The sequence below is a fragment of the Chelativorans multitrophicus genome, from assembly GCF_011317445.1.
GTDB lineage: Bacteria > Pseudomonadota > Alphaproteobacteria > Rhizobiales > Rhizobiaceae > Chelativorans > Chelativorans multitrophicus.
Genome location: NZ_JAAAPL010000001.1, coordinates 1,010,090 through 1,032,035, shown reverse-complemented (window position 1 = coordinate 1,032,035; position 21,946 = coordinate 1,010,090). Strand labels below are relative to the sequence as shown.

The following is a 21,946-nucleotide window of genomic DNA, read 5'->3' as shown; positions in this document are numbered from 1 at the left end:
AACCCGCGTTACGGTAGTTTTTCGGAGGTGATACGGCAATGCTGACGGATGCCGCGCTCCAGGCGCTAAAACCAAAAGACAAAATATACAAGGTCGCGGATCGCGACGGCATGTATGTCTGCGTCATGCCATCAGGAGCCACATCTTTCCGGCTGGAATACCGGCTGCATGGCCGACGGGAAACGGTCTATCTCGGCAAGTATGGGCGTGATGGCATCTCTCTCGCGCGGGCGCGGGAGCTGTGCCTGGATGCAAGGCGGGCGATCAGAGAGGGACGTTCACCGGCGATCGAGAAGCAGCGCGAGAAGCGCCGCCTGAAGGAGGCCAAGAGCTTCGGCGAGTTCGGCGAGAAATGGCTGGTGAATGCCCCGATGGCAGACAGCACCAGAGCATGCGCGCGCGCCATCTTCGAGCGTGAGCTGCTCCCTGTCTGGCGCAATCGCCTTTACGGAAATCACGCCGGACGATCTGCGAGCGCACTGTGCCAAGATCGTCGAGCGCGGCGCCCCGGCCACAGCGATCCATGTTCGGGACATCCTGAAGCAGATCTACGGCTTCGGATTCTGCATGGAGAGAAGGTGCCCAACCCAGCGGATGAGGTTGGACCCGCCGCGATCGCGATGTTCGCGCCGAGGGATCGGGCGCTCTCCCCGACCGAAATCCGGATCATGCTGAGGCAGCTTGAGCATGTACCGACGCTGCCGACCATTCGGCTGTGTATGAAATTGTTCCTGCTGACAATGGTGCGAAAGAGCGAACTCCAGGATGCGGTCTGGGACGAGGTGGATTTTGAGAATGCTGTCTGGACGATACCGAAGGAGAGGATGAAGCGGTCGACAGCCCAGGCGACTGCCGGCATGTAGGGGGCTTTCGCCGAAGCGCAGTCGATAAGGTAAGTGCGGCGATCCGTGGTGATGACGAGGTTGATGGTGATGTCGGTGCGGGTCGGCTTGACCAGCACATGGACGCGCCGTGTGGCGCCGCTGCCGCTCTCGGTGTCGCCGATGATCCAGCGGACGGTGTCGCCGGCGGCGATGGGTCCAGCGCCGGTCAAGCTTCCACCCGGTTCGAGCGCGATTCGGGGGGGACGTTTAACTATCGAAGACCTGATTGGCGGAAGCCAAGTGACGAGTTCCTCGACTTTCTCGAAGACCACGGACAGCCCATCGAACCATAACTTTAAACCGGGACCCAATGACGACACGTCACCAGCGGGTGCCCCATCACTGTGTCAAGCGCAAAACTTGCCAGCCTTTCCAAGTTGCGCGTTTTTTTGGGCGCACCCACGTGTCATGACGATATTGAAATGATGCACGAACAGTTCGCTCCCCGGAAGTAACCGGAGAGCGAACGGCCAGCATAGTGGGAGGGGATTTCAGGCGGCTGGAATGAGTGGAATGCTGCGCACCATTGGTTGCTCGGAAGCACCGATGGAAACGCGCGCGTACGTCGCATCCCGGATTTTTCCTTCCGCGATCAACGAGTTTCCTTCGGAAGACGGCGTTATCGCCAGATTTCTAACCTGTGAGTTTTCCGTAATGGGTCCGATCGCCTGAACCACCACCTGATCTGCGGGCAGCGGTGAGGTCGGCTTGTTCTCGTTCAGGAAGATCAGTTCCCATTTACTCGGCTCCAGCGAACGCACTTCAACCTGCAGCCCATCGTTGAACACGGCTACCGTGCCGCCGTTTGGACCCTTCGTCGCTTCGATTGGCCGCGAGCCGCGCAGAAATGCTTCGCGCGTATGGAAATGCGTATCGTGCCACACTCGCACGCGTACACGATAGGCGTTGGCTGTATCGCCACTAGCAATCACAGTTGAAGGATTCGGTCCCTCCGATACCTGAAGTGGGGTGACCTTGCCGGCGATGTCGATTGCGTCTACCCCGATTTCAGCGACGGGAGGCGCAGAGTAGCTTGAGTTCCCCTCCTCGCTGAAAACGATTTCCCATTGGCCGGAACCCTTGTCGATGACATTGACCAACTGACCATGTCCCATGTCAATGAATGGCTTGTCTTGCATTCCAGTTCTCCTTTCAAGCTGTGTATCGCGTTGGACAGTTGATGCGCTTGAACCAATCCTGTTGGAGGGGATAGCTCACGACACATTAATGATGATGCGAGCACGAGGCATGCGCGCCTCCGCAGCAGCCGTGTACTCTTGCGCGCCTGGATCTCACCTCATCATGGGAGGGCCGAAATATTCGCTTCGCGACAACTCCGGACACGAACACGATCGCAAGGCTGACCGCAGCGATGATCATTCCACGCTCCAGATATGTGCCGTCTTCAAATTCAGCAGCGCTCTGTCCGGCTATCCAGCCGGGGATCAGCATGCAGATGCTCCACGCGATCGCAGACAAAACATTCGCAATTTGGAAGCGGAAATGACTCATCACCATCATGCCGGCCAGGAGCGGAACGGTGGAACGTATCGGTCCAAGGAAGCGGCCAAGGAAGATGGACGCCAGCCCGTATTTCCTGAAGAAGAGTCGTGTGCGCGCAGTGCCGTTTCGATATTTCTTCAACGGCCACCTGTAGGCGAATTGCCAACCCAGCTTACGTCCCAGCCAGTACGAAACGGCGTCTCCTAGGATCGCACCTAAAATTGCGGAACCGACGATCGGCCCGGCTTCAATGGTCCCGCTGCCAATTAGCCCTCCGAGGATTATCATCAGAGCGGTGGCTGGTATGGCGAATCCGATTATGAAGAGCGACTCTCCAAATGCGATCAGAAACGCTGCCACCGTCGCATAGACCGAATTGTGTTCGATAAAGAGCACCGCATACTCGATAAGCTGATCCATTATCACTTCCTGTAGGAGGGGATGATGATCTACGCACCTGTCATTGAGACAGCGAACATTTTAAAGATACTTGGTGATCGCCTTGAACTCGTCGATCGGCCTACGTTCCTCTCTAGGAAGCGTTCCGACCACCTCTTCGAGGCAATGATCGAGATGATCCTGGATGAGGGTCTTCTTGGCCTGGGTGATCGCCTTTTCAACAGCGAACAGTTGTTGGGCGATATCTAGGCATTCCCGCCCATCCTCCAGCATTTCGACTACCATCCTCAAATGTCCATTGGCACGCTTCAACCTCTTGGCGATCGTTTCGTGATGATGATGGATGGTGTGGCCATCGGAACGTTTTTTCATATTAGCGCAGCATCCAGTTTTCGGTTTTTGGTCAGTTCACCAAACACTGTTCTCATACGAAATTCCTTACAATGGCGAAATCCCCATGACCGCGCTTTCCAGGCTGGAGGAGATCACATTGAAGACTGCACCCGTTCGACAACGGGATTCGTCCTGCTCAAGGCCGCCTCCTCCTCATGGTGCGGGTTCATAATTCCTTCGATGCCGTGATAGCCCATGTAGAGCCCGACCAGCACGATCAGTGCGCTGGAAAAATATGGTGCTCTCGCGGCCGCCGTCGAAAGCCAGCTGAACTTCTGGGTCGCCTTCCTGACGCCGACCGCAGCCACTGCTCCGACCACGACCAATGTGATTGCCAATCCGATTGAGAAGCAGAGAACAAGAACCGCGCCGAGCGATAGCTTCTCAAGCTGGAGACACAGCAGGAGAACGGTGATCGCAGCGGGACAGGGAATGAGACCGCCGGTAAGACCGAACAGGATGATCTGCCAGGTCGTAACCTGCCGGTTTGCGAAACGCTTGCGGATATCATTGGCGTGCGAGAGGGCATGAGCGTCCTGGTACCCCTCCGTCTGCAGGTTCAATCCGGAATCATCCTTGGAAACAGCGGTCGATTCCTGCTGGAATGCCAGATCGTAATCATGCTCATGGTCGCCATGATCCAGGCTCAGGCGCGCGGTGAAATTATATGGCTCCGCAATCGTTTCGATCGATTCCATGTAACCGTCACGGTCGACGAAGGTGAACTTCTGCTTCGATCCGTCTGGCCGCTCGGTGGTAACGATCACGTCATCGGCAAGCCACTTATCACCACTCACGACCTTCAGGCGCCAGAACGCTGGCTTCTGCGGAGTGATCTCCATGGACATGAACCCGTGTCCGGTATCAACTTTTTGCGTGATCACGGATTTGTCGCGTGTCTTCTCCCACCGCGCGACGTCGCGCTCATACTGCTTTGCAGCTACCCGCTCCCTCCAGGTCTGGCGGAACATCCAGGCGGCGACACCTATGATTATGATTGCTGAAACCAACTGGAAGTAAGGCTCGGCGACCTCAGCGTCCAGATTTGAGAAGAGATACATGCCGCCTAACGCGATACCCCAAACCACCAGCGTGTGAGACACCGTAGCGGCCAGTCCGAGCAAGACAGCCTGCACGACGGTTCCCCTGACCGCTACAATGAACGCTGCCATCATCGTCTTTGAATGACCGGGCTCCAGACCATGCAGCGCGCCCAACAGGATCGCACTAGGAATGAATAGCCAAGCCGAACTGCCTCCCTGGGCAAGAAGTGAACTGAAAGATTCCATATCCTCTCTCCAATCTGCTCAGAACGCCACATAGACAGCGGCACACTGAAATTTTTGAACGGCGCCAGCAGACGGATCCCCTCGTCCGCGAGAATTCAAAAGAATGCCGCTGCGCAGAGAGCCTGCTCTCTGCGTTGAAGTGATGCCTTCCTACGTCAAATTCGACCCATTTATATCCTATGAGGGGGGATGGGATCAAGAGGATATTTCTTATCGTCTCTGAAAATTAAATTGGTAGTGGAAGAAAATCGCGATGACGATAGAGTCGTCCCAAATACTTGGCGCAACAGATAAATCATCCCGGTGAACCGATACGGCCCATCAGGCACACATTACGATCAAAGGTCTTCTTATATTATCTATTATCTTCTTAGCACACGCACTTATTCCGAACCAACGCGGACTCGTTTGATGAGATTCCGGGAATTGCCTGCAGAAGAGAGTAAGTGTACTGATTTGATGGCTTGGTGAATATTGCTTGAGTGGGACCCTCTTCAACTACATTCCCAGCCTTCAAGACGATTATGCGATCGCTCACTTGACCGGCGACGCGCAGGTCGTGCGTGATAAAAAGCATGGTGAGTCCAAGTCGATCCCTTAGGTCCGCAAGAAGTCGCAAAATCTGCGCTTGAACCGTAACATCGAGAGCAGAGACAGCTTCGTCCGCAATAAGAACCTCCGGCTTCGCGGCGAGAGCCCTGGCGATACCAATGCGCTGACGTTGCCCGCCGGAGAACTCATGAGGATAACGGTCGAGTGCATTTCGTCCCAGACCGACAATCGTGAGCAGGTGCTCCGCGAGTTCACGGGCTTCGCGTGACGCAACCCCCTGCGCAATTGGTCCGGCCGATACCGCATCCACGATCTTCTGGCGAGGATTCAGAGATCCGTACGGATCTTGGAATACGATCTGCACCTTGCGGCGCAGTTTCATTAGGGCCTCTCCTTTGAGGCTCAGCATATCTGCCCCGTCAAGACGGATCGAACCGGTGTCTATCGACGTGAGACGCGTCAGGCATTTTGCAATTGTTGATTTGCCGGATCCGGACTCCCCTACAAGCGCGACAACCTCGCCTTTGCAAACCTTGAAATTGACATCGTTCAGGACCCTCATGTCCTGCCTTCTGAAGATGCTCGTTGCCACTCCATACGTTTTGCTCAAGCCGCGCACTTCGAGCACCGGTGTCGATCGCTCGGCAACCGAAGCCTTATGCTCATGAAGGCGCGGAACAGCTGCGAGCAATTTTCGAGTGTAGCGGTGCTGCGCGCGAGCCAAAACATCTTCCTTCGAGCCGAACTCGACAAGGTTTCCGCTTTCCATGACAGCGACTTCGTCGGCAATATCCGCCACGATCCCAAAATCATGCGTGATGAATATGAGTGCCATTCGGGTTTCAGCCTGAAAGTCGGCCAACAAGTCAAGAACCTGTCTTTGCGTCGTCACATCGAGCGCTGTGGTCGGCTCATCGGCAATAAGCACCTTGGGCTTCATTGCCACGGCCATGGCTATCATAGCACGCTGCCTCTGACCGCCTGACATGCGGAACGTGTAGGATTTCGAGATGCGGGCCGGGTCCTTTATCCCGACACGCTCGAGCAAACCTTCAACCCGGTCCCGGACTTCCGCCTTCCTGAGGCGCAAGCCGTGTGACCGGTAAACTTCAGCAATCTGCTGCCCGACTGGCATCAGCGGATTCAAGGCAGTCATCGGCTCCTGAAACACCATTCCGATTTCCCGCCCTCGAATACGGCGCCACGCACATTCGTCTAGCGACAGCAAGTTTCGGCCGCCAAGGCGTATGGAACTCTGTTTCAAACAGTGAAGGGTTTGCGGTAGGAGCCCTGCAACGGCTTGTCCGATAACCGATTTCCCCGACCCGGATTCGCCCACAAGACAAAGCGTTGAACCGGACTTCACGCTGAACGAAACGTCCTTAATCGCGAGAGCCCTGTCGGCGCCGGAAGGAAGAACGATGCTAAGCTTTTCTATCTCGAGCACTTTGTCCTCACAGCATGCTTTGCTTGCGTGCACTACCTGAGCGCGCAATTCCGTCAGAGAGAAGCGTAAGTCCGAGTATGGTCACAAACAGCGCAACCCCCGGAAAAACGCTCATCCACCATGCTTCCCGGAGTTGCCCCTGCGCGTTACCGATCATCATGCCCCACGACATTCTAGTCGTGTCGCCGAGCCCGAGAAAGCTTATCGTCGACTCTGTCAGTATGGCGCTCGACACCTTCAGGGATGCCGTAGACACAATTGGCCCGAGCGCATTCGGTAGCATTTGGGAAAGAATGATTTTTGTGTTTCGCTGACCGAGCACGATTGCAGCCAGAACGAATTCCCGACCGCGCAGCGATAAGAATTCAGCACGGATCAAACGGGCGACCGGTGCCCAGCTCACAATTGTGATGGCGATCACGACGGACCAGATCGATGGCCCAAGAACGGCGACCAAAACAAGCGCGAGTGCCAAGCCTGGCATAGTTTGCAGGAACTCGGTGAACCTCATCAAAATATCGTCGACGATTCCGCCATAGTAGCCGGCAAATGCGCCTACAACGATTCCCAAGACAATTGCCGCGCCTGCTGAAGCGAGTCCGACCAGCAACGACGATTGAGCACCGTAGATCACGCCGGAAAGGACGTCGCGACCCAGCATATCGGTGCCGAGCAGATGTTCCGGCGAAAGCGGTGGAAGACATGGAGTGCCCGCAATCTCCCACGCCCCGTAAGGCGAGATTGGTGATGCGCCAAATGCAACCAGCGCCAATAGGGCGATGATGCCCGCGCCATTTGCGATCTGCCAATTAAAACCGCAAAAGGTAAGCACACTCCTGGGAACCGAATAAAAATACCTCATCGCACCAGCTCTATTCTTGGATCAACGACAACATACAGAACGTCAGCGACGAGATTCAGCAGAACGACCATGGTTGCCGTGACCAGGAACACACCCAACAGCATGTTATAGTCGCGCTGAACGAGTGCCTCGTAGCCAAGTCTCCCGATGCCTGGCCAAGCGAAGATCGTTTCGACGGCTATCGATCCACTGACGAGGTGCCCCGCCTGAAGCGCAGCCATGGTGACTACCGGCAATATGGCGTTCGGGAGCACGTGCTTGCGCAGAATGAACGCCGAAGGGAGGCCCTTCGACTTCGCGGTCCTGACAAAATCCTGATGCGTTACGTCGACGACTGAGGTGCGCGCAAGCCGAATGTAGACGGCGATGTAGAACAGCGACAGCGTGATCATCGGCAACAGCAGGTGACTCAGAAATTCCAGCACACCGGGGATTTGTCCGTATTCAAATCCCGTACCTGATGCTGGAAGCCAATGTAGCTTCAGCGAGAACACGAGTATCAACATCAAGCCGATCCAGAACACAGGAACGGAATAAAGCGCGACGGATACGAACTGGATGGCGACGTCCACTTTGCTGCCTGGGCGCGAACCCGCGATCACGCCAAGACTCACCCCCACCACCAATGAGAATATGAATGCGGCGCCAGTTAGGGCGATCGTTGCCGGAAGCCGTTCGATGATCAGCGCAAGTACATCCGTCTGGAGGCGATACGAATGGCCGAAATCCAGAGAAAGCGTATTCACGAGGTAGGTTTTCAGTTGGACCAGCAAAGGCTGGTCCAACCCATATATTTCACGGATTCGTGCTACGAAATCCGCGTCGGCCATGCCGCTTTCACCGGCAATAACGGTCGCGGGATCTCCAGGAACCATCCTGATCAACAGGAAATTCAAGGATATCACGGCCACCAGCAAAGCGGCAGCCTTCAGCAGGCGCCAGGAGACGTAACCGAGAAACTGCATAGCTGATCACTATTCAATGTAGGCGCTTGCCCATGAACCCCATGGTCCGAACGCGTCCGTCACCAGGTTGTGAACATTCTTTTGGCTGACGGTGAAGCGCTCGAGGTCAATTAACCAGATTGCGGGAGCATCAGTGACGATCTTCTGCTGGATCTGGTGATAGATCTCGCCGCGGCGTTCAGGATCCATCTCGAGTGAAGCCTGATCAAACAGTGCGTCGACATCCCCGTTCTTGTAGCCGCCCATGTTCGAGAACATCACACCTTTTTTGATGTTGCCCGAATGATAGTAGCTCCTAGCTCCGATCCCGGGATCGGCAAATTGGCCTAGATTTGCGATGGCGACATCGAAGTTCCAGTTGGCCATGCGGTCATACCAGTTGCCTAGGTCGACTGCCTGCAGATCCGTGGCGATGCCAATGCCGCGCCACGCCTCCCTAATATACTCCGCCAACCTGCCATAAGGTTCTCCGGGCAATATCAGCAGTTTAACAGTAATCGGATTGCCTTGGGCATCGAGCCTCTTGTCGTCGGCACCTGCCCTCAACCCAATCTCGTCGAGCAAGGCGCTCGCTTTCTTGGGGTCGAAGCTGTAGCTCGAAATTTTATCGGTATAGAACGGGATAGAGTGGCTAACGGGCCCGGTCGAAATTGCACCGGTGCCGTTCCACACGTGATCTAGGATGAATCTCTTGTCGAGTGCATAGGAGAGTGCCTGTCTGAACCGGGCATCCTGTAGAACGTGGTTCCGCACATTGATGACCAGAAGCGCCTGGCTGGCGAAATATTCCCAACCTTTGGAATCCATCCGAAACTCGCCGGATGTCTTGAAGCGCGCAATGTCCGAACTGCTCAATTCTCCCGACGTCGCGACATTGACATCGCCACTTTCCAGGGCGATCGCGCGCGAAGATGCATCCGGCATGATCCGATAGGTGATTGAATCCAGGTAGGGTTCCGGCTTCTTCCAGTAATTCTCGTTCTTCTCAAGACGAACGTAGGAACCACGCTTCCATTCGACCAACTCGAATGGACCCGTGCCGATTGGCATTAGATTCGCTGGATTCTTTATGTAGTCGGTGCCCTCATAGATATGCTTAGGCATGATGGGCATCTGTTGGCCCGGGAAGAGCATAAGGAAGTAGGGCACGCGCCGCTTGAGGGTGATCACGACCGTTTCCGCGTCGGGCGCCTCAATGGATTTCACCTCTTCAAGCGCCTGCTTCGCCGCCGCATTGGTGGCGGGAAGCATTTCGTTCAGACTGAATAGGACGTCGGCCGACGAGAACTCCTTGCCATCGTTCCAATGCACGCCGTTTTGGAGTTTGAACGTATAGGTCAAGCCATCGCTCGAGATTTCCCAGCTCTTGGCGAGCCCTGGGAGCGGCCTTAAATCCGTGCTGTAGGATATCAGGCCCTCAAAGATCTTTGCTGCGATGATCCGAGCGTCACCTCCGTGGGGAAATGCAGGTATAAGACCTTTTGGATCCGCCCGCATTACGGTGACCAGATCTCCTCCGCTCGTCTGAGCGGAGGCGTTGCTTAGGCTGTTGGCGACGGTAATTATTGCCCCGATAGTTATGAACGCCGCCTTTGCTTTCATTCCCATTTGAATGCGCATTGCGAATCCCCTGTTTTTAGTTATTCTAACTCATTGGATAACTAGACCTTTTTTCTCCTTGAAGTGACCGATCATCCATCAGCCTCAGCGCAGGTATTTTCTGTCGGTTTGGATGATCTGCTGCACGCTGTCCGCCAGTGTTTGCTTTGCGTTCGCAAGAGCTTGCGTCGCATTTGCGAGCCATGCACGATCTTTGTGAAGTTCCGCCATTGCATCATCGATGCTGGCCTTCACGGACATCGGGGCCGGCATTCCCTTGCCTTCGCGCCGTAGGACGTTCTGCCACGGGTCGAGCGCGTCCTTGATGTCGTCGGCACTCACATTTATTCCCGCGCCGGTCTGGGCAACTGCCGCCTCCTGGACCAGATCGAGACCAATTTTGTTTGCCTTGATGCCTTTTTCGATGGCTGTGATCACGACATGAGCCACTATCTCGTGCGCTTCGCGATAGTCGATTCCCACGCGTCTAACGAGCATGTCGGTGAGGTCGGTCATGGTCGAATAGTTTTCTGCAGCGTATTGCCGCATGCGTTCCTTGTTAGGATGCAGTGTCCGCACTACCCCTGTCATCGCGTGCGTTGCGGCGATCAAGGCGTCGATGGAGCGTGGTTCCAACTCAACGCGGGCAGCGCTATATTGATATTCGATGGCATTTAGCGAGGTGAGGATACCTACAAGCGGACCCATCGCTGCAAATGCCGCTTTTCGGCTGCGTTCCAGCGAGTCTGGATTCTTCTTCTGCGGCATGATGCTGCTCGTGCCTGCGAATGACGCATCCAGTTCCGCTACTTGATATTCGTCAGTGGACCAGAGCTGGATTTCCGAAGCCAGACGGCTGAGGCCGCTCAGGAAGACGGCATTGACAAAGGCATGCTCCGCGACGTGGTCCCAGCCCGCGACGCCCTCGATCGAATTCACGACCAACCCATCAAAACCCAGCAGAGCTGACGTGCGGTCGCGGTTCAACGGCCAGCCTGTGCCGGCGGTGGCAGCCGCTCCCAACGGGCACAGGTTGATGCGCGCATATAGTTCGCGATATCTGTCGAGGTTCTTCGCAAGATTTTCGCTTATCGCCATGAGATAATGGCCGAGCGTAATAGGCTGCGCCTCCTTGCGCTGAGTATATACTACCATCACCGTATCGAGATGGTCGGCCGCCTTGTGCACAACCGCTTCGCGATAGCCGATCACCGCCTCAATAGTGCGCAAGAGCTGATCGCGCAGAAACATCCGCTTTCCGGCATTTGCGAGATCGTTACGGCTTCGTCCGATATGCATTTTTCCCGCAACCGAGCCGATTGTTCGCTTCAACGCAGCCTCGTAAGGAAGATAGGTGCGCAATGACCCATCAGTGGCGGCGAGCTCGTCCACCTGGGCCAGTCCACTGAGAATGGTTGCTGATTCCTCTACAGTGAGAATTCCCTGTTCCGTCAGCATCACGACATGCGCACGATGTATTTGACTGTCGTAGGGAAAGACCGCGCTCGTAAGGGTCAGCGCTGCCGCGTCGAAGTCATATAGCTCTTGGAACTCAGGCGCTTTTGCTCCCGTGGCGCGGCCGATCCGGGTGGCATCCGGGACATTAATGTTCATCGATTGCTCTCTCTATTTGCTTCTGGGTGAGTTCACGGACCTGCTTTCCAGGAGGTGGGAATAGGGAGCAAATCCCATCCTGCTCCAGAATTGCTGCCCGCCGGGATTCGACTGCATCACTTCGAGGAGCACCCGCGTGTCGGCCGGAAATTCGCGACCCATCAATGCGTTAAGAGCCTGCCGTCCAACTCCGCCGCCCCTCGATTCGCGCGCCACATAGAATTGCCGGAGATAGACGCGCTTTCCGCTCGGTTCCGTGTTGTCGTCCTCGAGTTTCCAGGTTGCATATCCAACAACGCTCCCCGCCTGCTCGAATAGATCGATCCTCCACCCGGATTCATCCATGAACCCGGCAGCTCTTTGCTCCAACTGATCGACAGTCATCGGATTTCGATGGCCCTCATCTTCGATAAGTTCCTTGTTCATCCGCGCTACAAGTTTCAGGTCGGCCCTAGTGGCCGGTCGAACGCGTATTTCAGGATGGAGGGTCATGCGGCACTCCCTTGAACGGCCATCCACGTCGTCTTTAAGTCGCAATATTTGTCGAGCGCATGGAGCGAAAGATCCCGGCCGTTTCCAGATTGCTTCACGCCTCCGAACGGCGTCCGTAAATCAACATGGTCGACCGCGTTTATGCTGATACTGCCCGCATGCAGTCTGCGCGAAAGGCGGAACGCGCGATCAAGATCGCCTGTCCAAACGGAAGCGCCCAGCCCGTAGATTGACGCATTCGCCAGCTCCACAGCCTCAGACTCCGACCCGAAAGGAATGATGGACAAGACGGGGCCGAAGATTTCTTCGCATGCGATTACGCTTCGCGGATCCACATTCCGGAAGATCGTGGGCTCGATGAAATACCCTCCGGTCTCCTGGAGAACCCGACTGCCACCGGCGATCAGGTCTGCCTCCTCCTTGCCCTTTTCGATATACGACATGACCCTTGTCGTCTGCTCTTCACTGATCATCGAACCCATGCCGGAACTGACTTCCAGCGGATCGCCGGGTTTGAAGGAATTGCTCGCTTCTACTAACAGGGTTGTAAAATCGTCGAGCAGGTCTCGATGAACGAACAATCGCGACGTCGCCGAACAGACTTCGCCCTGATTGAAAAAAATGCCCAGCGCCGCGGCTTTCGCAGCCGCCTCGAGATTTTTTGCGTCCGGAAATACGATGCAGGCACTTTTTCCACCGCACTCCAGCCAGACACGCTTCATGTTTGACTGCCCGGCATAGGCGAGAAATCGTTTTCCAATTTCAGTCGAGCCCGTGAAGCCTACGCAATCAATTCCTGAATGAAGTCCAATCGCAGCTCCGGCTTCCGGGCCAAAGCCCGGGACGACATTGAAAACGCCTTCCGGAACTCCCGCCTCTACCGCGAGCTGGGCCAGTTTTAACGCCGTTAAGGGTGATTGTTCTGCCGGTTTCAGCACCACGCTGTTGCCTACGGCGAGAGCAGGCGCGCATTTCCATGCTGCCATCTTCAAGGGAAAATTCCAGGGGATCACAGCGCCGACTACGCCGACAGGCTCTTTTGTAATCGAGGCAAAGGCATAAGGGCCTACTGGAACCACCTCGTGAAGCAGCTTGTCGCAGGCTTCCCCATAAAAGCGAAAAACGGCCGCCGAAGAAGGAATATCCAGGGTTACGGAATCCCTGATGAGCTTTCCGGTATCTAGAGTCTCAAGCAGCGCGAGTTCGTCCCTCGCTGCTTCGATGAGATCGGCAAGCCGAATGAGAACCTTCCGACGTTCGCTCGGATCACAGCAGGACCAGGCGCCGCCATCAAAGGCGCGTCTTGCTGATCTCACGGCCAGGTCGATGTCGGTAGATTTGCAAGAGGCAATCTTCCCAAGAACCCGCCCGGTTGCAGGATTTATGCAATCGAAGCTGTCTCCGTCCGCCGCGTCAATATATCTGCCACCTATAAAGGCTCGGCCTTCGATGGAGGCTTTCTGGGCGGCTGCCTTCCATTCGTCTCTGTTCGTATCTGTTATGTCAGCCATTGCTTTGCCTCCGATGTTTCTGCTTTCACGCATGCCGCATGCGATCGATCCAATCGTTTAAGCCGAACCATCCAGCCGCGAACGGAACAAACCATGGTTTGCCTTCAATGGTCGGCATTACATCGAAGGCGATTCGTTCGAAAACCGTCGACTCCGTCCGCGTGCCAAGCATTCGCTCGACCGCCAGCCGGCCAACCCATGGCATGATGGCGACGCCGCTGCCGTTGCAGCCGACGGCGAACCAGATTCCCTTTCTTTGACCGATGTGCTGGACCTGCCGCCGTGTCATCGCGATGGTCCCCGTCCAGGCGTGGGTGATCTTCACATCATGCAATGACGGAAAAACCAAGGACATGTATTGGTGTAGTTTAATTGCCGCCTGGCGAGGAGCGCGAGGCAGAATTCCAGGCCGTCCGCCGAATAGTATTCGCTTCCCATCGGGCGACGGCCGGAAGAACCAAAGATTACGCTTCGTGTCTGAATACATGCGAAGCCCGGGCATCGCCGCGGCAACCTGGTCGGTACCCAATTCTTCGGTCGCGATCATGAATGAGCCGACAGGCGCGATGCGACGCCGGACAAGGCGCATTGCATTGTCGGTGTAGCCGTTAGTGGCGAACAGTACCTGCCCAGCCCGCACCGACCCCGCGTCGGTCTCGACGATAAATTCCGACCCGCGGGCTTTCACGGCCAGCACCCGAGTATGCGAACGAAGTTCTGCACCTTTCCGCTGAACTTCCCGCGCGAGGTTGCAGGCGAAGAGCGAGGGATGCAGACCGCCGAATTCCTCTACCAACAGGCCGCCGTAATACCGCTGGCTTGCCAGTTCAGAACGGAGATCCTGTTTGCAAACCGTCCGCGCGGTGACTTGCGCAATTTCATTCAGTATCTCTGCGTACTGCGCGAAGCGTTGGAAGTGCTCTGGTACAGCAGCAAGAAAGAGCCTTCCGGAAGTTCGAAACTGCCCTTCCACTCCACCCTTCGTCGCCAAGGTTCGCACATAGCGAAACGCATCGGCATGCACGTTTATTAGTTCGTTGACAATTTCGCTTCCTAGTGACTGAGCCGCGCCGCTGATCAGAAATTTCTGTCCACTTGAAACCATAGCGCCGCTGCGCGAGCTGGCCTCGCCGCCTATGAAGCCGACATCAAGCACGAGCGGACGGACGCCCAGCTCCAAGGCGCGCAAAGCGGCGCTGAGCCCACAAAGCCCGGCTCCGACTATAACGAGGTCGCTGCGCGCCGGGAGGCTCGCGACCGATGAGAATGGCCGTGCCAAATCCCACCAGTAAGGCTCCTCCTTGAACTCGCTCTTGAATATGTCGCGCTGCATTTGTCCCCTGCACTTCGTCGGTCTTGGTGCCGATGGAGAGAGCTTGGTTCGAAGTCGTTAAATTGTCAACAATAAAAACTTTGCAAAATTACGGCGTAGCGCATAAATGGCTGAAGGGAGTGGATCGCCATGAAAATTGAAGGCAAGGGGACAGATTTGAGTGTGAAGCGGCGGCCGTTGGCCGAAACCGTCCGAGAGCAGATCTCAAACATAATTTTGAACGGGGAACTGAAGCCGGGAGACAAACTGAACGAGATGGAGATCGCTGGGCGCCTCGAGGTCAGCAGGGGCCCCGTGCGTGAGGCGGCAAGGCAGCTGGAGGAGATGGGTCTCCTGGAAACGCATGCCTTCCGTGGCTCATACGTGAAGAAGTTCAGCCAGAGAGAGGTTGCCGACATCTACAGCTTGCGTGAGATTCTCGAATCCACCGCAGCGCTCGAAGCTGTACGATTGGCGACGCCCAGCGATCTGAACGCCATCGAAGTTGCAATGCGCGACACTGAAACGGCCGCACTCTCGAATTCACGCAGTCGAATGATGGAATCCGATGCCGCATTTCATACAGCACTTTGCCGTGCCGGCAAGAACGATAGGATCACTGAAACCTTCAAGAGACTGGCGACCGAACTGCGATTGGTGCACCTGATGATGAGCCCGAACCCCGAGCAGCTGAGAGCCGCGGCGTTGGACCATGCGGCGATCCTACGCGCATTGCGGAGTCGGAACGCACAACATGTGGTCGACGCTCTGCGTAGCCATATTACTGGCGAGCGCGATGTCGTCCTGCAATACCTGGCCCCCCATGGAAGCAATACAGGATCGTCGGTTTCGCCCAGGGGAGTCGACGGTCCCCAAGAGACCCGGTTCACGGGCAAGATCATAATCAGCAGGCACTCGGCGAAAGACTACCCGCTTTTGGCGCGGATGAATCGCGAATTGGCTGACGATGAAGGTCACCGCAATCCAATGACGGTAGCGCAAATGGAGGAGCGATTCCGCCACTTTGTAAACAAAGAGGGTTGGAGTGTCGATCTATTTAAGGTCGGCGACGAGATTGTTGGCTACGCCACACATCGCCGCGACAATGACCCCACCAATCCCAACCGTCAGTGCGTATTTCTGAAGCAGTTCTACATTGTGCGCCACTATCGGCGAGACAATTTTGGAAAGGCAGCGTTCGATGCACTAGCTGCCGCCAGATTCCAGGAAGGCGAACGTGTTGTTCTCGAGGTGATCGAAAACAATCCTGGCGGCAGGGTGTTCTGGATGCGGGTTGGCTTCACGCCATACAGTTCAATGCTCGAGTACATCCACCAATAATCCTGCGTCAGAGCGATCTCGTCTGCGTGTGCCGTGATATCCTCGGGAAGGATGCTCACCCTTCGAGATCTGAGCGAGATACGTCTTCGCGGTCGCGCGTGCCTCGCGAGTGGAGATCGATACTGCGTCACCTATACGGACAGAGATCGATGCGACGCGCTTGCCGTTTCTTCGCAGATCGCCATGGACTGCGAAGATCTTCCTCCGCCTCGCGACCACGACATGGAAGCCCTTCAGCTGTGTATCGCGTGCGCGGTACTGGCCTGAACCAGGTGGTTCGAGGTCGCTGATCGCTCTGTCGTTAAGGAGGTCGGCCATGGCGTATTTCCTGCGAGTCTAGACGTCTGAGGTCGAAAATCCAGCCGGTTTTAGACTCGCACAGGATTAGGTGGTGTTTCTACGCCAGTTCCCTACGTGTCGCGCAAATTACTAGTAAACAATACGATCGTCGAAGAGATCGCGTGGATGCTGCCGGTCGAGTGCGGCACAATCTTCCCAGCATAGAGATCGGCGAAGGAGACGATCCGCATTTCCGCAAAGCCGAACTCGTCTTCGACACTGGATGAGACTGGACGCATCCCCGGCTCGAACACGCAGCCCCGCAGGACCGGCGTGACCTCGATCTTGATCAGCGCACCGTCGCTCCGGACTACGAGCTTGGTGACGACATTCTCACGCGAGCGCGAAGGTGCGACGTGGACGCCACGGACGACTTTAGTGATGCGCTCGGCGATGCGCAGCATCGCCACATCGATCGCGGTTAGCGAGGTCGCACGATCCTGAACAGGCAGATAGGTGAGGTCGATATCCACCGAGAGCCGAGGCAGGTCGCGGATAAAGTGATTGATAGCCGTGCCGCCCTTCATCGCGAAACACTCTTCCGCTGCGACGGAAGGTAGCGTGCGGATCAGGAGTGCGACCTGGTTGCGGTAGGCATCAGCAAAAGCCATCAGCGTGCCTCGCCCAGCTCTTTCGGCACGGTGATCTGATAAGCGGGATCGAACTGGCATAGCCCTGCAGTCGAGGATTTGTATCGGTCGGCTGACGCTTGACCATCGGTGGATGACGGGTATTTTATGGCCTCACAAGCGCCCGGCAGAAGTGCCTGCCAGAGGTCGAAACAGGCGATCGACGTCGATGGTCGCTGAACCCTCAAAAAATTTTTCGGGCGATTTCCCTTTAAAATCAAGATAGTAACTTTTTGGCGACCTGCGCGTCGGTATTTCCGACGTTAGAGGAAAATTTGACTGCGATTTCAAAGACTTAGATGTGGTTTGGACAGTCGAGTGGGAATGACCCAGGACTCAGACCACGAGTGGCGCGCACCGGTAGTCCGCTTGCTTGTCGTGGTCGCGAATCCTCGTAATCACTTCTCCTCTGCGCGGAGAAAATCGATGAACGCCCTGAGCTTGGTGGGAATGAGCCGGCGACTGGGATAATAGAGGTGAAGCGGATCCAAAGCGGGTAGGAACGGCTCCAAAACCTTGAGCAGGCTGCCTTCCTCCAAGCGTCGCCTGGCGAGATGCTCGATAGTGTAGGCGAGTCCAACACCTTGCGCAGCCGCCTCGACGACGAGCGGCATTGTATTTGCGCTGAGGCGCGGATCTGGTGTGAATGCGATCTCGCGGCCATTTTCGATAAGATCCCACGATGAGATCGCGCGGGTCGATGCGAAGCGGTAGGCTATGCAGCGGTGACGGGCGAGGTCGGCTGGCCGCTGCGGCATGCCAAACTCGGCGAGATAGGTTGGGCTCGCCAGGACTGCCATGCGCATCGGTCCTCCGATCCGAACGGCGATCATGTCCTTCTCCAGCAGCTCGCCGATGCGAACTCCAGCGTCGAACCCTTCTGCCGCGATATCCACAAGGCCGTCATTGAAGACGAGATCGAGCCTAATGTCGGGATAGGAGTCGAGGAAGCGGCCCATCAACGGCTCTATCAGGAGCGGCCCGACGATCCAGGGCAAGCTGAGGCGCAGCACGCCCGCGGGGCGGTCTCTGGTGTCGGCAAGGGCGGTTCCGGCCGTCCTCCGCTGCCGGGCGGACCCGTTCCAGGTAGGCCGCGCCGGCCTCTGTCAGACCGACACTACGGGTCGTGCGGTTCAGCAGCCTAATGCCGAGCCGTTCTTCCAATCCCTTCACCGCCTCACTCAGCGAGGGTGGAGTGACGCCGAGCTCGACCGCCGCGCGGGTGAAACTCTTCGTCTCCGCAACTTTCAGGAAGGCGATAACGCCACTGAGCTGATCCAGTCTCATTATAAGGAATTTCCGAATAACTCAGTAGAACATAGCCGATTTTTCCGCATGCTGGGAAGTGGCAGTCTCTTCTGGACGCAAACCCAAGGAGACCTACAATGACTTCTTCCCTTCTTCGTCCCTCCCGGCGTGCCTTCCTCGGACAGTCGGCGATTGCAGCCGCATCCATTGCCACACTGGGGCTTTCCGGCTTCGCCAAAGCGGCCCCTTCGGCCAGCGCCGCCGAAAGCGCGATTCAGAAGGTCCGTTTTACGGCGGGCGACAGCTTCGTTGTCGGCAACCTCTACCTGCCCACGGACTACCGCGCAGGTGTGCGCTACCCAGCAGTGGTCGTCGGTGGTTCGCTCACAGCCGTCAAGGAGATGATGGGCGGCATTTACGCGGCCGAAATGGCCAGCCGCGGGTATCTCACCCTGTCGATCGACTACCGTCACTACGGCGAGAGCGGCGGCGGTGCCCGACAATACGAGGACCCGAACAGCAAGGCCGATGATCTGGCAGCTGCGGTCACCTATCTTGCTTCACGCGAGGACGTGCGCCCGGACGGCATCGGCCTCCTCGGCGTCTGCACCTCGGGCGGCACGGTGCTCTATGCCGGCGCCCGCGACAAAAGAGTTGCGGCAATTGCGTCCGTCGCCAGCCATCTTGCAGAGCCGTCGATCACGCCATTGCTCTATGGCGGTCCGGAAGGGGTTGAGCAGCGCCGTGCGGCGGGCCGTGAAGCCCGCGCAGAGTACGAGCGCACGGGCCAGAACCGAATGATCCTCGCCTACCACAACACCGACCAGAGCGCCTCCCATGTCGGACCGATGGAATACTACATGGATACGTCGCGCGGCGGCGGTATCGCCGAATGGACAAACGCCTTCGCCGTCATGTCATGGGAGCCCTGGCTCGACTTCGATCCCATCAGCGAAGCCGAGCGGGTGACGGCGCCCACGCTGATCGTCCACTCCGATGGCTGCGCGCTACCGGACCAGGCACGCAAAGCCTACGATCTGTTGCAGGGACCCAAAATGCTTCACTGGACCGACGGTCTTCATTTCGAGTTCTACGACGGCGCGAAGGTGTCGGAAGCGACAGATGCCGTCGCCCGTCACTTCGGTAATCATCTCGCGTGATCAGGTTTCTGCGAAAGACTCACTAGCAATTCATGCCGGGACGTTCGCGCCCCGGCATTCCATTCTGCGACGCGGGGCCTTGACGCTGACATATGGCTTACCGTTAGAGGCTCGGGCTCACTGCTGGACGCCAGCCAGCGTTCTCTCGCCAATTGCAAAGCGCTGGCGATAATCGTTGGGCGAAATGCCTAACTGCCGATGAAAAGCCTTGCGTAGATGTGCCTCATCACTGAAGCCACAGCGGTTTGCGACCTCGATCAGCCTCAAATCGTGTTCTTCCAGAATGCGGCGAGCCGCCTCGACGCGAATTGCCTCGACGGCACGAGCGGGCGTTGCCTTTCGCATATCACTATATCGCCGCGCAAAGTTGCGCGGGCTCATGCCAGCGCGCGCGGCAAGCCGCTCAACGCGGAGATCCTCAGTCGGGTTCTCCAGCATCCAGCGCTCAAGGTCAGCGAACCGGTCGGTTGAGCAAGAGGTTTGGGCGGCAAGCATGGCGCTGAATTGAGACTGCCCGCCAGTGCGTCGAAGATAGACGACCAGCAACCGCGCTACGAACATTGCCAGGTCGCGCCCGAAATCCTCCTCTATGAGCGCGAGCGCGAGGTCGATGCCGGTGGTGACTCCTGCCGAAGTCCAAACGCGTCCGTCTCGCACGAAGATTGCGTCGGCGTCGACGGTGATGTCTTCGTAATCCCTGCTCAAACGATCACAATGAAACCAGTGCGTGGTTGCACGGCGGCCACGCAGGAGCCCGGCTTCGGCCAGTATGAAGCTGCCCGCGCAGATCGAACACACCCGATCCGCTCTGCCGGCGTTTTCTCGCAGCCATTCAACCAAGGCCGTGTTGCCGATAATCAGATCGGGCTGAATAGCGCCTGGGACAACAACGGTGCGGTAGGGCGTTTTCAACGCACCCACCTCTACAGTGTCGATGCTGAGGCCGTTGAATGTCTGAACAGGACCGCCTGTCATAGAAGCGACAGTGCACCGGTATCCCGCCGGATTGGACTGGTGCAGCGCCACTCCTTGGAGTGCCTCCATCGGCCCGATGAGATCAAGCATGGAGACGCCAGGATAAGCTAGAAAAAGAACGTCGATCGGGGAGATCGGACCTGGCACGGCAGAAAACTCTCGGTTCAGCAACTTTCTGGCCAATCCTTATTTTGCGCGAACTGCCTGTCAAGCTCTCACCGCCGACTTTCAGCCTTTGGCAGAAAAGTGCATCTCCTATGTCATTCTCGCGCAGTGTGAGTTGAGGCACTACCCCCAACCAACCGCCTCGGTCCGCAGTATCAACGCCATCGTGACGAAATCCTGTCTCAGCAGGGCGAAGGCGCGGATTCTGATTAGGCATCGCTATCACAGCAGCGAGTCTACGAATTAGAATTATGCAAAGGCGATGCCAAGGTCGCCACGTGAGGGCGTCAAAAGGTAAACACGATGAATGCCGTTGCGCATACGAGTTATTTGCGAAACCTCAGCTCACGGGCGCACGAACAAAGCACCTTTCTTTGGTCAAGCGGGCAATTTGACGTCGCGCGTCGCGATTACACAGAACTAGTTGAGGGCTCGATCCTTTCTACCTGCCATCTCCTCATGGTCACCTTGGAAGGCGGTGCCGCTCGCCACTCTTACGTGACCGATTGCGGGTATCGGTACGACGGTATTGACGCGCCAGGATCGGTTTCCTTCTTACCCGCGAATTCCCAGCGTCGCCTGAGACTTGAAGCCGTGTCATGGCGCTGGGCCAGCATTGCGATCTCGCCTGATCATTTCGAGGACATGACAGGGGGCGTGCATATCGATGCGTTCAGCACCCGCGACGACCGTTTCCTGAGTGCCCTTCTGGGTCAACTCGCGTGGTACCAAGTTCGGGATGGTCATCTCAATCTCCCATATCTTGACGCGATGCTAACCGCTCTCATTCACCACCTACGGGTCCGCTATCAGACTGAAAGCAGAGCGGTTACTGAGCGTCTTCGTAGGTTGCCCTCATGGGCGATCCGCCGCATCACGGACTACATCGTGGCTCAGTTGCCGGGAGAGGTCCGGGTTTCGATGCTGGCCAAACTGACGGGGCTGTCGGAGGGTCATTTTCATCGCGCCTTCCGCGCGACGACCGGAAAAACGCCTCTGCAGTTCATAAATGAGCTGCGTATCCAAAGCGCCATTCAAATACTCAACCAGCACCCGATCAATACCGCTGAACTTGCAGTGGCGGTCGGCTTTTCAAGTCCAACTTACTTTTCACGTGTTTTCCGTAAGGCCGTCGGCTGCTCCCCCTCGAATTATCCAGTATCAATCAAACGTGTTCGAGAATCTGCAGGCACAATTGCGGAAAACATCAGCTCTGTGCGACCCAGGTCAGGATCGTGAGCGACCATCCGCAGCAAAAGGTCTACTC

18 protein-coding genes and 4 pseudogenes are annotated in these 21,946 nt (G+C 56.7%); 4 read left to right on the top strand and 18 right to left on the bottom strand.

Annotated elements, in window-relative coordinates; all coding sequences use genetic code 11:
• Positions 1–38 precede the first annotated feature (38 nt).
• Positions 39–836, top strand: a pseudogene (locus GNP00_RS05070) (tyrosine-type recombinase/integrase); the annotation flags it as partial.
• Positions 837–838: 2 nt separating this feature from the next.
• Here the strand turns inward: GNP00_RS05070 and GNP00_RS05065 are convergent.
• From GNP00_RS05065 to GNP00_RS05005, 13 genes and pseudogenes are all read right to left on the bottom strand, one after another.
• Positions 839–1,078: pseudogene (locus GNP00_RS05065) on the bottom strand (TrbG/VirB9 family P-type conjugative transfer protein); the annotation flags it as partial.
• Between the two features lie 297 nt (positions 1,079–1,375).
• Complete coding sequence (locus GNP00_RS05060) at positions 1,376–2,023, bottom strand: hypothetical protein (protein WP_011579901.1); 648 nt, start codon at positions 2,021–2,023, stop codon at positions 1,376–1,378.
• An 85-nt stretch (positions 2,024–2,108) separates the two neighbouring features.
• Positions 2,109–2,807, bottom strand: a complete 699-nt coding sequence (locus GNP00_RS05055; protein WP_011579902.1) for a DedA family protein — start codon at positions 2,805–2,807, stop codon at positions 2,109–2,111.
• 60 nt (positions 2,808–2,867) lie between these two features.
• Positions 2,868–3,158, bottom strand: a complete 291-nt coding sequence (locus GNP00_RS05050) for a metal-sensing transcriptional repressor (RefSeq protein ID WP_011579903.1) — start codon at positions 3,156–3,158, stop codon at positions 2,868–2,870.
• A gap of 113 nt (positions 3,159–3,271) precedes the next feature.
• Positions 3,272–4,468: a nickel/cobalt efflux transporter gene (locus tag GNP00_RS05045; RefSeq protein WP_011579904.1), complete on the bottom strand. Its 1,197-nt coding sequence runs from the start codon at positions 4,466–4,468 to the stop codon at positions 3,272–3,274.
• A gap of 370 nt (positions 4,469–4,838) precedes the next feature.
• Positions 4,839–6,467 (bottom strand): dipeptide ABC transporter ATP-binding protein, encoded by a 1,629-nt coding sequence (locus GNP00_RS05040; RefSeq protein WP_011579905.1) that lies wholly within the window; start codon positions 6,465–6,467, stop codon positions 4,839–4,841.
• 7 nt (positions 6,468–6,474) lie between these two features.
• Positions 6,475–7,329, bottom strand: a complete 855-nt coding sequence (locus GNP00_RS05035) for an ABC transporter permease (protein WP_011579906.1) — start codon at positions 7,327–7,329, stop codon at positions 6,475–6,477.
• On the bottom strand, positions 7,326–8,294 hold the full coding sequence (locus GNP00_RS05030) for an ABC transporter permease (RefSeq protein WP_011579907.1): 969 nt from the start codon (positions 8,292–8,294) through the stop codon (positions 7,326–7,328). The genes GNP00_RS05035 and GNP00_RS05030 overlap by 4 nt, the downstream gene beginning before the upstream one ends.
• Positions 8,295–8,303: 9 nt before the next feature.
• Complete coding sequence (locus GNP00_RS05025; protein WP_166015746.1) at positions 8,304–9,914, bottom strand: ABC transporter substrate-binding protein; 1,611 nt, start codon at positions 9,912–9,914, stop codon at positions 8,304–8,306.
• Between the two features lie 84 nt (positions 9,915–9,998).
• The gene (argH, locus tag GNP00_RS05020; RefSeq protein ID WP_011579909.1) at positions 9,999–11,507 is read right to left on the bottom strand and encodes an argininosuccinate lyase; all 1,509 of its coding nucleotides are present in this window, start codon (positions 11,505–11,507) and stop codon (positions 9,999–10,001) included.
• Positions 11,508–11,519: 12 nt separating this feature from the next.
• Positions 11,520–11,999 carry a GNAT family N-acetyltransferase gene (locus GNP00_RS05015; protein ID WP_011579910.1) on the bottom strand — a complete coding sequence of 160 codons (480 nt, stop codon included), beginning with the start codon at positions 11,997–11,999 and terminating at the stop codon, positions 11,520–11,522.
• Positions 11,996–13,510 carry an aldehyde dehydrogenase gene (locus GNP00_RS05010; RefSeq protein WP_011579911.1) on the bottom strand — a complete coding sequence of 505 codons (1,515 nt, stop codon included), beginning with the start codon at positions 13,508–13,510 and terminating at the stop codon, positions 11,996–11,998. The genes GNP00_RS05015 and GNP00_RS05010 overlap by 4 nt, the downstream gene beginning before the upstream one ends.
• A 25-nt stretch (positions 13,511–13,535) precedes the next feature.
• On the bottom strand, positions 13,536–14,843 hold the full coding sequence (locus GNP00_RS05005; protein ID WP_011579912.1) for an NAD(P)/FAD-dependent oxidoreductase: 1,308 nt from the start codon (positions 14,841–14,843) through the stop codon (positions 13,536–13,538).
• Positions 14,844–14,972: 129 nt separating this feature from the next.
• On the opposite strand from GNP00_RS05005, the gene GNP00_RS05000 reads away from it, so the two are divergent.
• Positions 14,973–16,163, top strand: a complete 1,191-nt coding sequence (locus GNP00_RS05000; protein ID WP_011579913.1) for a GNAT family N-acetyltransferase — start codon at positions 14,973–14,975, stop codon at positions 16,161–16,163.
• On the opposite strand, the gene GNP00_RS04995 is transcribed toward GNP00_RS05000, so the two are convergent.
• The 4 genes and pseudogenes from GNP00_RS04995 to GNP00_RS23810 form a co-directional block, all read right to left on the bottom strand.
• Positions 16,137–16,481, bottom strand: coding sequence for an integrase arm-type DNA-binding domain-containing protein (locus tag GNP00_RS04995; RefSeq protein ID WP_011579914.1), 345 nt, complete (start codon positions 16,479–16,481; stop codon positions 16,137–16,139). The genes GNP00_RS05000 and GNP00_RS04995 overlap by 27 nt on opposite strands.
• A 123-nt stretch (positions 16,482–16,604) precedes the next feature.
• Positions 16,605–17,113, bottom strand: a pseudogene (locus GNP00_RS04990) (nucleotidyl transferase AbiEii/AbiGii toxin family protein); the annotation flags it as partial.
• A gap of 416 nt (positions 17,114–17,529) precedes the next feature.
• A pseudogene (locus GNP00_RS04985) lies at positions 17,530–18,147 on the bottom strand (LysR substrate-binding domain-containing protein); the annotation flags it as partial.
• Positions 18,056–18,418, bottom strand: coding sequence for a LysR family transcriptional regulator (locus GNP00_RS23810; RefSeq protein WP_083764414.1), 363 nt, complete (start codon positions 18,416–18,418; stop codon positions 18,056–18,058). The gene GNP00_RS23810 and the pseudogene GNP00_RS04985, both read right to left, overlap by 92 nt.
• Positions 18,419–18,516: 98 nt before the next feature.
• On the opposite strand from GNP00_RS23810, the gene GNP00_RS04975 reads away from it, so the two are divergent.
• Positions 18,517–19,539, top strand: a complete 1,023-nt coding sequence (locus tag GNP00_RS04975) for an alpha/beta hydrolase (RefSeq protein WP_011579916.1) — start codon at positions 18,517–18,519, stop codon at positions 19,537–19,539.
• A 117-nt stretch (positions 19,540–19,656) separates the two neighbouring features.
• On the opposite strand, the gene GNP00_RS04970 is transcribed toward GNP00_RS04975, so the two are convergent.
• On the bottom strand, positions 19,657–20,661 hold the full coding sequence (locus GNP00_RS04970; protein WP_041545054.1) for a DJ-1/PfpI family protein: 1,005 nt from the start codon (positions 20,659–20,661) through the stop codon (positions 19,657–19,659).
• A 321-nt stretch (positions 20,662–20,982) separates the two neighbouring features.
• Here GNP00_RS04970 and GNP00_RS04965 point away from each other — a divergent pair, with 321 nt between their 5' ends.
• Positions 20,983–21,918, top strand: coding sequence for a helix-turn-helix domain-containing protein (locus GNP00_RS04965; protein ID WP_011579918.1), 936 nt, complete (start codon positions 20,983–20,985; stop codon positions 21,916–21,918).
• Positions 21,919–21,946 lie beyond the last annotated feature (28 nt).

Coding starts and splice junctions, on each gene's coding strand:
- GNP00_RS05060 (WP_011579901.1), bottom strand. CDS start 2,023: ATGCAAGACAAGCCATTCATTGACATGGGACATGGTCAGTTGGTCAAT.
- GNP00_RS05055 (WP_011579902.1), bottom strand. CDS start 2,807: ATGGATCAGCTTATCGAGTATGCGGTGCTCTTTATCGAACACAATTCG.
- GNP00_RS05050 (WP_011579903.1), bottom strand. CDS start 3,158: ATGAAAAAACGTTCCGATGGCCACACCATCCATCATCATCACGAAACG.
- GNP00_RS05045 (WP_011579904.1), bottom strand. CDS start 4,468: ATGGAATCTTTCAGTTCACTTCTTGCCCAGGGAGGCAGTTCGGCTTGG.
- GNP00_RS05035 (WP_011579906.1), bottom strand. CDS start 7,329: ATGAGGTATTTTTATTCGGTTCCCAGGAGTGTGCTTACCTTTTGCGGT.
- GNP00_RS05030 (WP_011579907.1), bottom strand. CDS start 8,294: ATGCAGTTTCTCGGTTACGTCTCCTGGCGCCTGCTGAAGGCTGCCGCT.
- GNP00_RS05025 (WP_166015746.1), bottom strand. CDS start 9,914: ATGCGCATTCAAATGGGAATGAAAGCAAAGGCGGCGTTCATAACTATC.
- argH (WP_011579909.1), bottom strand. CDS start 11,507: ATGAACATTAATGTCCCGGATGCCACCCGGATCGGCCGCGCCACGGGA.
- GNP00_RS05015 (WP_011579910.1), bottom strand. CDS start 11,999: ATGACCCTCCATCCTGAAATACGCGTTCGACCGGCCACTAGGGCCGAC.
- GNP00_RS05010 (WP_011579911.1), bottom strand. CDS start 13,510: ATGGCTGACATAACAGATACGAACAGAGACGAATGGAAGGCAGCCGCC.
- GNP00_RS05005 (WP_011579912.1), bottom strand. CDS start 14,843: ATGCAGCGCGACATATTCAAGAGCGAGTTCAAGGAGGAGCCTTACTGG.
- GNP00_RS05000 (WP_011579913.1), top strand. CDS start 14,973: ATGAAAATTGAAGGCAAGGGGACAGATTTGAGTGTGAAGCGGCGGCCG.
- GNP00_RS04995 (WP_011579914.1), bottom strand. CDS start 16,481: ATGGCCGACCTCCTTAACGACAGAGCGATCAGCGACCTCGAACCACCT.
- GNP00_RS23810 (WP_083764414.1), bottom strand. CDS start 18,418: ATGAGACTGGATCAGCTCAGTGGCGTTATCGCCTTCCTGAAAGTTGCG.
- GNP00_RS04975 (WP_011579916.1), top strand. CDS start 18,517: ATGACTTCTTCCCTTCTTCGTCCCTCCCGGCGTGCCTTCCTCGGACAG.
- GNP00_RS04965 (WP_011579918.1), top strand. CDS start 20,983: ATGAATGCCGTTGCGCATACGAGTTATTTGCGAAACCTCAGCTCACGG.